Genomic DNA, 11,424 nt, shown 5'->3' on the forward strand with positions numbered 1-11,424 from the left:
AATGAATGATGCCGGGTAATACTCTGGGGGATATATGGCATATGTTTATGGACTGGTAGATTCATTGCAGGGCACTGACATGGTGGGAATGGCGGGGGCAGGAGACAGAAAGGAATGTGTGTTCTTAGTTCAGGTATATGCACATGTGGGGAATACTGGAGCCTGGAAGCAGGGGCGAAAGGTTTTTGGGGATAAATCGATCCCCAGAGGAACCGCAATTGCCACTTTTGTTAACGGAAAGTATCCCTCGAGGCAGAATGAGCATAAGCATGCCGCTTTCTATCTGGAACAGGATAGTCAGTATATTTATGTTATGGACCAGTGGACAGGTAAAACCACGAAAGTCTCTGCACGCCCTATTTCCCGAAAAGGTGGAATGCGCAGCGATGGAACATATCCTGATGCCAGTAATAATGCGGAAGCTTTTTATATTATTGAGTAGAGGATAGATTCAATGGGGACACGTTTTATTTTTTCTCTGTTGTTGGGTTTTATGTTGTTTTATTCACAATTTGTTACTGCGTGGGAAGTCAGTTGCCCCGTGTTTATCAATATAAAATCCTCAACAACAGTACTGGAGCCAGATATATCTGCATCGTGGCAGAGATCTTCCCGCTATGAACCCCGTCTGTGGTTGGACGGGGTAGGGATGTCGCAGGGAAAACCTGAAAATCGGGTGGATCTAAAACCAGAGACAGAGACAATAAAGGGTGAAACCAGGCAAATATGGGATACCACAATGGCCAGTAATCAGAATAGTGAACGTTACTGGGTTTCCTGTATTTATAACCATGGACAGGTTTGGTTATCACAACCGGTCCCTGCATTGGCGACACAGTGCCAGGCATCTTCTTTGCCGGGGCAGCGGGTACCAGGAGAGTCATCGGTATCTGTGACATGTAAATAGAAGTAATACATTCATTTTGTGAATTAATGACGTGCCGGTATCTCATTACCGGAAATTATATAGCCTTCTATTCTTCTGAAATTAAGGAGAGGGGGTTCTGTACGGCCATGGTTTACCTGAATTCATATGCGAAGATAAACCAGGGATTATTTTAAGTAATTCTTAATAAGGAAATGAAAATGGCTTATGATATTTTTCTGAAAATTGACGGCATTGACGGCGAGTCAATGGATGACAAACATAAAAATGAAATTGAGGTGCTGAGCTGGCGCTGGAATATCCACCAGGAGTCCACCATGCACGCAGGTAGCGGTCTGGGATCCGGCAAAGTCTCCGTGACTAACCTGGAGTTTGAACATTACATCGATCGCGCTAGCCCGAACCTGTTCAAATACTGCGCCTCTGGTAAGCATATTCCGAAGTCCATCCTTGTCATGCGCAAAGCAGGCGGCAATCCGCTGGAATACCTCAAATATACCTTCACTGACCTGATTGTGGCTGTTGTTTCCCCCAGTGGTAGTAAGGAGGGTGAGATCGCCTCCCGCGAGAGAGTCGAACTCTCTTTCAGCACCGTGAAGCAGGAATACGTGGTGCAGAACCAGCAGGGTGGCAGTGGCGGCACTATCACGGCAGGTTACGATTTCAAAGCTAACAAAGAAATTTAAGCAATATTTTCCCGGCCAGGTATATAGCCTGTCCGGTTTTTATTATTTGATTTTAAAGGAAATTACAGTGAATAAATGGCGTAACCCCGGTGGGTGGTTATGTGCGGTAGCTTTGTCTTTTGTCTGCCTGCTTTCCGGGTGCAGCATTGACAGCGACGATGTGCCGGAGCTGATGTCACAAAGACTCGATCTGGTGGTTAAGGCTTCCGATAAGGTGAATCCTGACAATCAGAAAAAAGCCGCGCCCATAGAGATACGCGTTTATGAACTGAAAAATGATGCAGCTTTCATAGCGGCGGACTGGTGGTCCCTTCAGGACAATGACAAAGCTGTTCTTGCCGATGATTTACTCCACCGCGACAGCTTTATCTTGCGCCCGGGCGAGGAGAAAAAGCTGCGTCGTGCTCTCAATAAAGAAACCATGGCACTGGGGATCCTCGCCGGCTATCGCAATCTGGGAAAATCAGTCTGGCGGGCCACGTATAAAATTCCTGATCCCCCGGAAAAAAGCTGGTACAGCCGCTTTATGCCGAAGAAAAAAGTCGAACTGGATGCCGGTATAGAGCAAAGCGCTATAGTGATTAAAGAACGGGATGAGTAAATTATGAGTTGGAATAACCGTGTGGTCTGGAGTGAAGGACAATTTTTGCTGCCACAGATGTTTCAGCAGCAGGAACGCTATCTGGAACATATCATTCATTACCGCAGTTTGCCGCTTTCGCCTTTTTTCTGGGGCTTCAGTGAATACGGCATTGATAGTGAGGCGCTGAACATCGGAAAACTGGTACTCACGAAGGCTTCCGGAGTGTTTGCCGACGGTACGCCGTTTAATGCGCCGGGTCACACACCACTACCGCCGCCTCTGACCATCCTACCAGAGCACCTTAACCAGTTGATTTATCTGGCAGTGCCAATACGTACGCCGAACAGTGAAGAAACCAGCTTCGGCAATAACCCGGAATCACTGGCACGCTTTTCGGTGCATGAAAATGAAATCCGCGATGCCAACTCTCTGGGGCGCGGCGCACAACTGTTGCAACTTAGCCACCTGCGCCTGCGACTGTTGCCGGAAAAGGCGGTGACAGATGCGTGGATCGGTTTGCCCCTGACGCGCATTACGACGATACATCCTGATGGACGCATCGAGCTTGACAACGATCTGATCCCGCCGGTGGCAAATTACCAGGCAAGCGCACTGATATGTACGTGGCTGTCGTGGATCAACGATTTGATAAAAATGCGCGCAGATTCACTGGCGCAACGGTTGACGGGCAGCGATAAACACGGCCATGAGGCGGCAGAGGTATCGGATTACCTGCTTCTGCAAATTCTCAATCGTTTCGGCCCCTTACTGATTCATATGGCGAAAACGCCGCTGTCGCCGGAAGTGCTCTATCGGAACCTGTGTGAACTGGCTGGGGAACTCTCTACCTACGTACGGCCACAGACGCGCCGTCCGGAAGAATATAAAGAATATAAGCACCTGACGCCCTATGCCGGGCTGAAATCGGTAGTGGATGAGGTGCAGTACCTGCTGAATGCTGTGCTGATCCGCGGAGCGCAGCGAATCACTCTGGAGGAGGGAACTTACGGTATTCTCAATGCGGTGGTTGAGCCTTCCGAACTGTCAGATTTCAGCTCATTAGTGTTGGCGGTGAAGGCGCATATGTCCGCAGACACCTTACTGCAACATTTTTCGGCCCAGACCAAAATAGGGCCGTCCGAACGCCTGCCGGAATTGATTCGCTCGCACCTGCCGGGTCTTGCTTTACAGGTATTGCCGGTGCCGCCGCGTCAGATCCCGTTCCAGGCTGGCTACATCTATTACGACATCCGCCGCGACAGTGTGCTGTGGGAACATATCGCCCGCTATGGCGGTATGGCGATGCACACCGCCGGAGAATTTCCGGGGCTGGAGTTGGAGTTGTGGGGAGTTCGCGATAAATGACCGACGAGATTCTGACGCCACCTGCGGTGAATACCCTGTCATTCCAGCCATCAGTGGGTGGCACAAAGTCGCCTGATAATGACATCCAGGACAGTCTTCGTGGGGAAGATATAAAGGTGGTGGTTGAAGATGGCCCGGATATGAAGCTTCGTCTGGCCGAAATTACTGCTGCCGTGAATCCTCTACTGGCAGCGGCCAGCCCGTTGCTATGCGCACTGGCGCAAATGCCCCGCGAACTTTCCCCTGGTTTTGTCGAACATTACCGTGTCCTACTGGAGCGTGAAGTTCGTAGATACCAGACGCTGTGTGATCAGGCAAACCTGCGGCGCGAACATGTGCTGGCGGTGCGCTATTGCCTGTGTACGTCGCTTGACGAAGCTGCCAACAACACCACCTGGGGGCGTCGTGGTGTTTGGGCTGGAAAAAGCCTGCTGGTTACTTTTCATGGCGAAAGTGAAGGCGGCATCAAGCTATTTCAGATAATTGGGCGTCTGGCCGCAAGTTTCCAGGAGCACAGCGATGTGCTGGAAATCATATACCACATTCTGGGGCTGGGTTTTGAAGGCCGCTACAGCGTTCGGCCCGACGGGCGTAAGCAACTGGACGATATCCGTCAGCAACTGTTGACCCAATTGGTCCAGCGCCGCGATCCGATAACGCCGACGCTCTCACCGGGGTTTACCGGTGCCGTCAGCGGACGGATGCGGCGGATGCGCCGGATGCCGGTCTGGCTGAGTGCAGGAATAGCTCTGTTGGTGATGCTGACGGTATTTGGCCTTTATAGCCACCGGATGGATCTCGCCACAGAAACCGTACAGCAACGTATCGACGCCATCGGTAAACACCTGCCGCCACCGCCCGTTCCGGTGCACAAACTGCGGCTGAAAATCCTGCTGGCGAACGAAATCGCGCGTGGCCTGCTAACGGTTGAGGAAGATGAGCACCACAGTCGGGTGGTATTCCGTGGCGACACGATGTTTGTACCGGGGCAGAAAACCGTGAATGACACGTTGCGCCCGGTGATTGATAAGGCCGCGCGGGAGATTGCGCGTGTGGGCGGTGCCGTGACGGTGACCGGACATACCGACAGCCAACCGATCCACTCCGCTGAATTCCCCTCCAACCAGGTATTGTCGGAAAAACGGGCGACGGAAGTGGCTTCACTGCTGACGTCCGGTGGTGTTCCGGCCAGCCGGATTCGAGTCGTCGGGAAAGGAGATACCGTACCGGTGGCCGATAACAGCACTAAAACCGGACGGGCGCAGAACCGTCGGGTGGAAATTCTGGTGGTGGAGTGAGAAAAATGAATAATCTGGACTGCAATGCATCGAATCATTCACCGGTATGGGGCGTGACCGAATTTCTTTTCTGGAAATTAGCGCCAAAAAAATGGGGCGGAGGTGTACCTTATGGGCGTTATTTCAAAGATGGCTGGGTAAAACATAACCACCTTCTGATAACGTCGGCTGCCAATACATATAATTTGCCAGCGCCTTTACTGGCTGGTGTGTGTTGGATAGAAGTCGGGGGGGATCCCAGTATTGTAGATATGCTGGCATTTGATGCTCGGACTATTAACTGGAGTGGGCCTGAGTGGATTGATGAACATATCACAATAACTTCGAGACCAGAAAAAACATCTTTTGGTGCAGTGAGTATGCAATTGCGAACCGCAGCCAGAACGCTTGGGCTTGATGAGTCAAAAATGGATACCTCTCAATTGCGTGAACTAGCAAATTGCCTCCAGCATGATATTTTTAATATTCAGCTTGTGGCCAGACATCTTTATCAATTAGCTGAAAGAGATGGATTTCAGTCCTCCTTACCACACCTGACGGAAGAGCAGATAAGAATTATTGGTGCCCGTTATAACCGGGGTATGTCGCTTACCATGGAGAAAATAAAGGAAGATACCAGTTATGGCAATTTTATTGTCAACAACTGGTTGCATTTCTCTAATTTACTCATCGCCCATTAGGAGTCTTCGTGAGAAGAATAATTCAGATATCAGGATGGTTGTTATTCATTATGGGTCTGATCATCATCATGCTTTTTTCCGGGAATGAGTATCAATGGATGCAGGATATGGATCCTTCAATGACAGCGTTGCCTCAGGGAAATGGGAACAGAGAAATAATCAAAATGTTGATTTATTTTATTTTGATAATTGTTCAGATTGCTCTTTATTTTCTTTCAGTAGCCCGTACTGGAAGGATTTTTTCAGCTTGCGGCATTTTGCTATTACTGATTATCGCATGGAGTTCTGAACAATAATGCAAAAATTTCTCAGTATGCTGTTTTCCCGCCGCGCGCTGGCCATTGTTGGCGTGGTGATGCTGGCGTTGCTGATCTGGTTTATTGGGCCGCTGGTGGCGTTTGACACCCTGCATCCGCTCGCGTCCGTGGGAAGTCGGGTAGTCACCATCGTTCTGTTACTGATGTTCCTCGCACTGTGGCTGGTTAACTGGTCGATGAGCATCATTGGCGTGACGGTTCTGTGCCTTGTCATCGGTTTTGTTTCACCCCTGCTGGCCTTCGGTAATGTTCATCCATTTGCGCCGCTGTGGCTGCGTCTGTCGCTTATCGGCCTGATCCTGCTGTCTTATGCGCTGTATGGCCTGTACCGGCTGTGGCGAGCGCTGCGTCTGGATGAACAACTGCTACGCCGTTTCCTGCATCCGCGTGGGGAAGACGTACCTGTGGCAGGGGAAATTAAAGCCGACCTGCGTACCGTCAGCCATATTGTCACTCGCGCCATCCGGCAACTGAAACAACTGCGCGTAGACCTGCCCGGCTGGCGTAAAGTCCTGGAAGGAAAGCGTTTTCTGTACGAGCTGCCGTGGTTTATGGTTATCGGCAGCCCCGGCGATGGTAAAACCACCGCGCTGCTTAACACCGGGCTACAGTTTCCGCTGGCGGAGCAGATGGAGCAGACCGCGCATATCCTCACCGTGCCGGGCGGCGGCACGCTGCACTGCGACTGGTGGTTTACCAACGAGGCGGTGCTTATCGACACCGCCGGGCGCTATGCCCGCCACGATGATGGCGGTGAAATCAGTGCAACCCAGCGCAACGCAGGGGAATGGCAGGGCTTTCTGGGGCTGCTGCGCAAACACCGTCCTGGCGCGCCGCTGAACGGCGTTATCCTGACGCTAAACGTGGCGGATCTGACCGCGCAGTCCCCGGCGGAACGACTGGCTGCCTGTGCGGCTCTGCGTGCGCGGCTGGCTGAACTGCGTGAGACGCTGGGTATTCGTTTCCCGGTTTATCTGGTTGTCACTAAGATGGATCTGCTGCCGGGCTTTACGGAGTATTTCCGTGGGCTGACCAGTCACCTGCGTGCCCAGGTCTGGGGCTTCACCCTGCCATACAGCCGCAGGCGTCACGCCAGCGATCCGCAGTCGTTGCATGCGCTCTGTGGCCAGGAACTGGCAAATCTGACGCTGCGGCTGGAGCAGGGGCTGGATACCCGGTTGCAGGAAGAGTACGACCTTAAAAGCCGTCAACGGCTCTACCGCTTTCCGCGCGAATTTTCCGCGCTGGGCGCGCCGCTGCTGGAAGCCATTGAACAGATTTTCCTCGATTCAAAATTTGACGCCACCCAGCTTAACAACACCCTACGCGGCGTATTTTTTACCAGCGCCGCACAGGCGCAGGCAGACGCGGTGGCCGATCAGACGGGCATCTGGCAGCGCTTTGTCCGGGCGATCAAAGGGAAAGTGGAGTCACCTTCTCATACCTTACCGGACGGCAACCGCAGCTATTTTCTGCATGATCTACTGACCCAGTTTATCTTCCGTGAAGCACACCTGGTGGAGCCGAATCTTCAATGGGCCTGGCGTTATCGCCTGCTGCGTACTGGCGGGCATCTGCTGGTACTAGCGTTGGCTTTCTGGTTGTGGCAGGGAATGCAGGGCAGCCAGCAGGGTAACAGCGGCTATCTGAATGAAATCGCCAGCAGGACGGTCCAACTGGATGGTGACGTCAAAGCCTATACCGGAAAACCTGCTATGCAGCCTGTCCCAGTCCTGTTGAACCAGGCACGGGCGCTCTCTGCCTGGCCGGGGCTGGACCCGGACTCACCGCCGTTGGACTGGCGTTATGGTCTTTACAGCGTTCCGCCAGTGATGGAGAGCGTGGCATCCTTGTATGACCGCCTGCTGGACCAACTCCTGTTGCCGCCACTGGTGAAGCGCATGGAATATGTGCTTTCAGATGCCATTGCTCGTCAGGACAGCAAAGCCGCGTATGACGTTCTGCATGTTTATCTGCTGCTGAATCTTGATAAAGACCACGAGGACAAATACAACGCAGCGGAGATCCACACCTGGGTACTGAACGATCTGGAAAACCGCGATAGCGTGGCGGAGTTCGGCGGCCGTGCAGCGGTGCTGGAACATATCGACGCCCTGTTTGACGGCAGCCGCGTGGTGCATTCGCCTTATGACAAAGATGAGGGACTGATCCGCATGGCGCGGGCTTTCCTTGACGGTCATACCAGCACCGAGCGTATCTATACTCGAGCCCTGGCTTCCATGGAGAGCGAAGCACCGCAGGAGTTTTCGCTGGTTCGCGCGGTGGGCGCGGATGCGGGGACGGTTTTTGTCCGCACGGATGGCGCGCCGCTGGATAGGGGCGTGCCCGGCATCTTTACTCGCGAAGGCTACCGGGAACTGTTCGACAAACGGCTGTCGGAGTTTGTCGCCTCCGCATCAGCGGACGACGCTTGGGTAATGGGCCGGGAAAACGCGCAAAAAAAAACGACTGATATTGTGATGAGCCAGTTGCCGGGGCAGGAACTCCCTGTTACCCGTGAGGTACGCCGCCTGTACCTGGCTGAATATGCCCGCCACTGGCAGGATTTTCTGGCTAGTATTCACAGCATCAACAGTGCCGGCGAAGACAGTAGTCCCGGACTGGCGTATGACCTTCAGGTGCTTCGCACACTGGCCTCGCCTGACTCACCTCTGATGCGCCTGAGTAAAGCGGTGGTGGAGCAGACCACGCTGGTACCGCCGCTGGATGCGCAGGCCAGACAAAAACAGATGGCCCAGCGCGCGCAGGACCGGCTCTCCGGTAATGCGGGTAAAGCAGTGCAGACGGCAAAGCTGTTGCAGGATATCCACCCGGAAGAGCGGCTGGAAAAATCGCTGGTGGATGACCGTTTCGCCGCCCTGCGGGAAGTGGTTTCCGGGCGGACGGACAGCGGACAGGGCGGCGGCGCACCGCAGTTAAATTCGCTACTGACGATGCTCAATGAGTATTACACCCAGCTCACCATCGCCGACAGCGCGCTAGCGGCGAGCACCCTACCGGGGCGCATTTCGGCGGCGGATAAACTACAACTGGAAGCGGCAAAACTGCCCGCACCGCTGAAAAATATTCTGCTGGATCTCACGCAGCAGGGAACGCGAAAGATCAACGCCGGCACCGGTGAAGTGCTGAACGCGCAGATGGAAGCGGTGATCGGCGATGAGTGCCGTGATGCCATTGACGGGCGCTACCCCTTCACCGATAGCCCGCAGGAAGTCAGCGCGGACGATTTTAACCGTATCTTTGCTAGCGGCGGTGTGCTGGATGCCTTCTGGACGAAGCAACTGGCCCCGCTGGCGGATACCGCCAGCAACCCGTGGCGCTACAAACCGACCGAAGGCAACATGACCTTACAGGGACCGGACCTGATGCCATTTCAGGAGGCGAAACAGATCCGCAGCGTTTTTTTTAATGGGGAAGGCGGGAAAAAGTTTTCCTGGGCGATGCAGGTCCGCGTCGTGGATATGGACCCTGCAATCACTGAACTGGTGATTGATATCGACGGCCAGGTGCTGCGTTACGCTCATGGCCCGGTCAGGCCGCTAAAAGTGAACTGGCCGGGGCCGCGCAACGGCTCAATGGCAGAAATCACCGCCAGCCCGCGCATTCGCCAGGACACCTCAACGCTACTGACTAATGGACCGTGGGCGCTGTTTCACCTGCTGGATGCGGGTAAGTCGCAGGAGACGGCGGTACGGGGAACACAGCAGGTGGAGTATAACTTCGACGGGCGGCGGGTGGTGCTGGAAATCACCGCCGGACGGGATTTTGACCCGGTGGATCGCGAGCTGCTGCAAAACTTCAGTTGCCCTACGAGGATTCTCTGATGCGCCGTGCTACGGCAGTATCGGCTCCGGCGATGTTTGGCAGACTACCGGATCAGCGGGACTATGTACGCTGGCGGGTGAGTGCGAACGAAGGGCAGGTGTGGCAGGCGTGGCTGAACCAGCAGACGTGGCTGGGGCAGGGGCGGCATATTGTTCTGCCGGAAGGAACGGATGATGCGAAGGCCGGAATAAATGACGGTTGGATGCACCTGTCACCGCGTGAGAAAACGGCGCTGCCGGAACACCACCCATTGCCGTGGAGTTTTGTTCTGTCGCCGGGATTTTTATCCATTGGCGGGCGTGATGAGTGGCTGACCGGAGTATTGACCGCATCGCGAGACAGTACGGGCAGACCGTGGCCGCTGGTGATTTACCAGCGTGCCGGGCGAGAATGGCTGGAAGAGAGCCTGGATGACACGCAGGGCTGGCTGTACTGGCTGGCGCAGTTGACGGCAGCTCATGTCTCACCACAGACAGAACGCTGCGGGCGACTGGCGGAGCAGACCGACCAGTTGTGGGCGCTATGGCGACCGGGGCCGCGCTGGGCGCAGTGGCTACGCGGCTTACGACGTGTTCCGCAGCGTAGCCGGGAACTCACCGGCTTGCCGGACGCACCAGTAGTGGAACTGCCCGGTGTGCGCCACCTGCCGTGGCCGAGATGGCCAGAGAAAATACTAACGCAGGCACAACAAGGGCAAGGCTGGTTCTGGCAGCAGAACAGTGAAGGGCGGTATGTGGATGCGCTTCGGCTGGATATCCGGCCGCATTAAAAATAATCAGACAAGGAGTAGTGAATCATGGGGTCTTATGATAAAGCCTGTAATAACACTGGTGCAGTCAGGTTTGTACAGCAATATCTGAAAGAATGTGAATTAATCGCTAAGCAACTTGATGTGCCTGTGGAAAATATCCTGGGGCTTGCTGCAAAGGAGTCCTTTTACGGGCAGGGTAGAATCGCGACAGAATACAATAACTACTTTTCCATGCATGGTCCGGCTCCTTTACAGTCAGGACAGGTTCACCCGCTGGGGAGTAATCAAGTGTGGGTTGCCACTTATACCTCTTTTTCAACTAGCGGAAAGTCCTTTGCAATCCGATTTGGTAATGCGGTCAGAAATAAAAAATCTCCGGAGCAATTTGCGCAGGCATTAATTGATTCTGGCTTTAATTCAGGTAAAAGCAGTAATGGCGGCTATACCGGTTACGCCAGTGAGTTAGTGGGAGGTGATTAATATGGTTAAGCAGAGAATAACATGTCCTGTAAATTAATATCAGCATTGCTTTTCATGGTCGTGTCCGTGAATTGTTGTGCTGAAATTCTTATCAGGAATGTGCCGCGGTTTGATCTAACGAATGTTAACCAGTCAGGTCTTACTGAAACACAGGCGCAGGCATTATTGGTTTTTTCACTAAAAAATGAAAAATATAATGTGGAATTGCCTGGGGTTTTTCTTGACGGTTCTCTGAAAGATAAAAAAGGTAACCCGTTTCATCCTGGGTATTTTAGTTTTGGGGTAGGTTATGATTCTCCTTCCGCCGGTGCGACAGATGTGTGGGGACTATTTTCAGTTAGCCCTGTAACTGGTGATATATGGGAAGAGTATTCATGCAGGAGAATCTCATTTCCCGCGCTGCAAAAAATACAAAAAGGAATAATGAAAAAAACCGGAGCAACGTTTGCCAGTGAAGTGGTTCAGCGCCGGGGGCTGGGTTGTACGGATGAGTAGTACATGTCATGGAATTGCCTGCCGTGACCGTGCTGGC

Annotated in this window: 12 protein-coding genes; all 12 read left to right on the plus strand. The window is 53.3% G+C overall.

Annotation, left to right across the window (positions count from 1 at the left end; translation table 11 throughout):
* Positions 1 to 34: 34 nt before the first annotated feature.
* The 12 genes from FEK43_RS22285 to FEK43_RS22340 all read left to right on the plus strand — a co-directional run bounded on the left by FEK43_RS22285 (position 35) and on the right by FEK43_RS22340 (position 11,387).
* Positions 35 to 442: a BPSL0067 family protein gene (locus tag FEK43_RS22285; RefSeq protein ID WP_042102253.1), complete on the plus strand. Its 408-nt coding sequence runs from the start codon at positions 35 to 37 to the stop codon at positions 440 to 442.
* A gap of 12 nt (positions 443 to 454) precedes the next feature.
* Positions 455 to 907: an STY0301 family protein gene (locus tag FEK43_RS23410; RefSeq protein WP_072018659.1), complete on the plus strand. Its 453-nt coding sequence runs from the start codon at positions 455 to 457 to the stop codon at positions 905 to 907.
* Positions 908 to 1,086: 179 nt separating this feature from the next.
* Positions 1,087 to 1,572 carry an Hcp family type VI secretion system effector gene (locus FEK43_RS22295; protein WP_000312804.1) on the plus strand — a complete coding sequence of 162 codons (486 nt, stop codon included), beginning with the start codon at positions 1,087 to 1,089 and terminating at the stop codon, positions 1,570 to 1,572.
* Positions 1,573 to 1,639: 67 nt separating this feature from the next.
* Positions 1,640 to 2,173, plus strand: coding sequence for a type VI secretion system lipoprotein TssJ (tssJ, locus tag FEK43_RS22300; RefSeq protein WP_130209761.1), 534 nt, complete (start codon positions 1,640 to 1,642; stop codon positions 2,171 to 2,173).
* Positions 2,174 to 2,176: 3 nt separating this feature from the next.
* Entirely contained in the window at positions 2,177 to 3,520 is a 1,344-nt protein-coding gene (gene tssK, locus FEK43_RS22305; protein ID WP_135406092.1) for a type VI secretion system baseplate subunit TssK, read from the plus strand.
* Positions 3,517 to 4,818: a type VI secretion system protein TssL, long form gene (tssL, locus tag FEK43_RS22310; RefSeq protein ID WP_135406093.1), complete on the plus strand. Its 1,302-nt coding sequence runs from the start codon at positions 3,517 to 3,519 to the stop codon at positions 4,816 to 4,818. The genes tssK and tssL overlap by 4 nt, the downstream gene beginning before the upstream one ends.
* 5 nt (positions 4,819 to 4,823) lie before the next feature.
* On the plus strand, positions 4,824 to 5,498 hold the full coding sequence (locus tag FEK43_RS22315) for a hypothetical protein (protein WP_135406094.1): 675 nt from the start codon (positions 4,824 to 4,826) through the stop codon (positions 5,496 to 5,498).
* 50 nt (positions 5,499 to 5,548) lie between these two features.
* Complete coding sequence (locus FEK43_RS22320) at positions 5,549 to 5,794, plus strand: hypothetical protein (RefSeq protein WP_135406095.1); 246 nt, start codon at positions 5,549 to 5,551, stop codon at positions 5,792 to 5,794.
* Positions 5,794 to 9,660: a type VI secretion system membrane subunit TssM gene (gene tssM, locus FEK43_RS22325; protein WP_138158710.1), complete on the plus strand. Its 3,867-nt coding sequence runs from the start codon at positions 5,794 to 5,796 to the stop codon at positions 9,658 to 9,660. The genes FEK43_RS22320 and tssM overlap by 1 nt, the downstream gene beginning before the upstream one ends.
* Positions 9,660 to 10,430 carry a TagF domain-containing protein gene (locus FEK43_RS22330; protein WP_135406096.1) on the plus strand — a complete coding sequence of 257 codons (771 nt, stop codon included), beginning with the start codon at positions 9,660 to 9,662 and terminating at the stop codon, positions 10,428 to 10,430. Before tssM ends, FEK43_RS22330 begins: the two co-directional genes overlap by 1 nt.
* A 27-nt stretch (positions 10,431 to 10,457) precedes the next feature.
* Positions 10,458 to 10,892 (plus strand): glucosaminidase domain-containing protein, encoded by a 435-nt coding sequence (locus FEK43_RS22335; RefSeq protein WP_240783152.1) that lies wholly within the window; start codon positions 10,458 to 10,460, stop codon positions 10,890 to 10,892.
* Between the two features lie 21 nt (positions 10,893 to 10,913).
* The gene (locus FEK43_RS22340) at positions 10,914 to 11,387 is read left to right on the plus strand and encodes a hypothetical protein (protein ID WP_138158711.1); all 474 of its coding nucleotides are present in this window, start codon (positions 10,914 to 10,916) and stop codon (positions 11,385 to 11,387) included.
* The last annotated feature ends 37 nt before the right edge of the window (positions 11,388 to 11,424 follow it).

Origin of the sequence: Escherichia sp. E2562, assembly GCF_005781075.1 — a bacterium.
GTDB lineage: Bacteria > Pseudomonadota > Gammaproteobacteria > Enterobacterales > Enterobacteriaceae > Escherichia.

Bases quoted from the DNA above. Each gene is read 5' to 3' on its own strand.
- FEK43_RS22285 (WP_042102253.1), top strand. From the start codon at position 35: ATGGCATATGTTTATGGACTGGTAGATTCATTGCAGGGCACTGACATG.
- FEK43_RS23410 (WP_072018659.1), top strand. From the start codon at position 455: ATGGGGACACGTTTTATTTTTTCTCTGTTGTTGGGTTTTATGTTGTTT.
- FEK43_RS22295 (WP_000312804.1), top strand. From the start codon at position 1,087: ATGGCTTATGATATTTTTCTGAAAATTGACGGCATTGACGGCGAGTCA.
- tssK (WP_135406092.1), top strand. From the start codon at position 2,177: ATGAGTTGGAATAACCGTGTGGTCTGGAGTGAAGGACAATTTTTGCTG.
- tssL (WP_135406093.1), top strand. From the start codon at position 3,517: ATGACCGACGAGATTCTGACGCCACCTGCGGTGAATACCCTGTCATTC.
- FEK43_RS22315 (WP_135406094.1), top strand. From the start codon at position 4,824: ATGAATAATCTGGACTGCAATGCATCGAATCATTCACCGGTATGGGGC.
- FEK43_RS22320 (WP_135406095.1), top strand. From the start codon at position 5,549: ATGGGTCTGATCATCATCATGCTTTTTTCCGGGAATGAGTATCAATGG.
- tssM (WP_138158710.1), top strand. From the start codon at position 5,794: ATGCAAAAATTTCTCAGTATGCTGTTTTCCCGCCGCGCGCTGGCCATT.
- FEK43_RS22330 (WP_135406096.1), top strand. From the start codon at position 9,660: ATGCGCCGTGCTACGGCAGTATCGGCTCCGGCGATGTTTGGCAGACTA.
- FEK43_RS22335 (WP_240783152.1), top strand. From the start codon at position 10,458: ATGGGGTCTTATGATAAAGCCTGTAATAACACTGGTGCAGTCAGGTTT.
- FEK43_RS22340 (WP_138158711.1), top strand. From the start codon at position 10,914: ATGTCCTGTAAATTAATATCAGCATTGCTTTTCATGGTCGTGTCCGTG.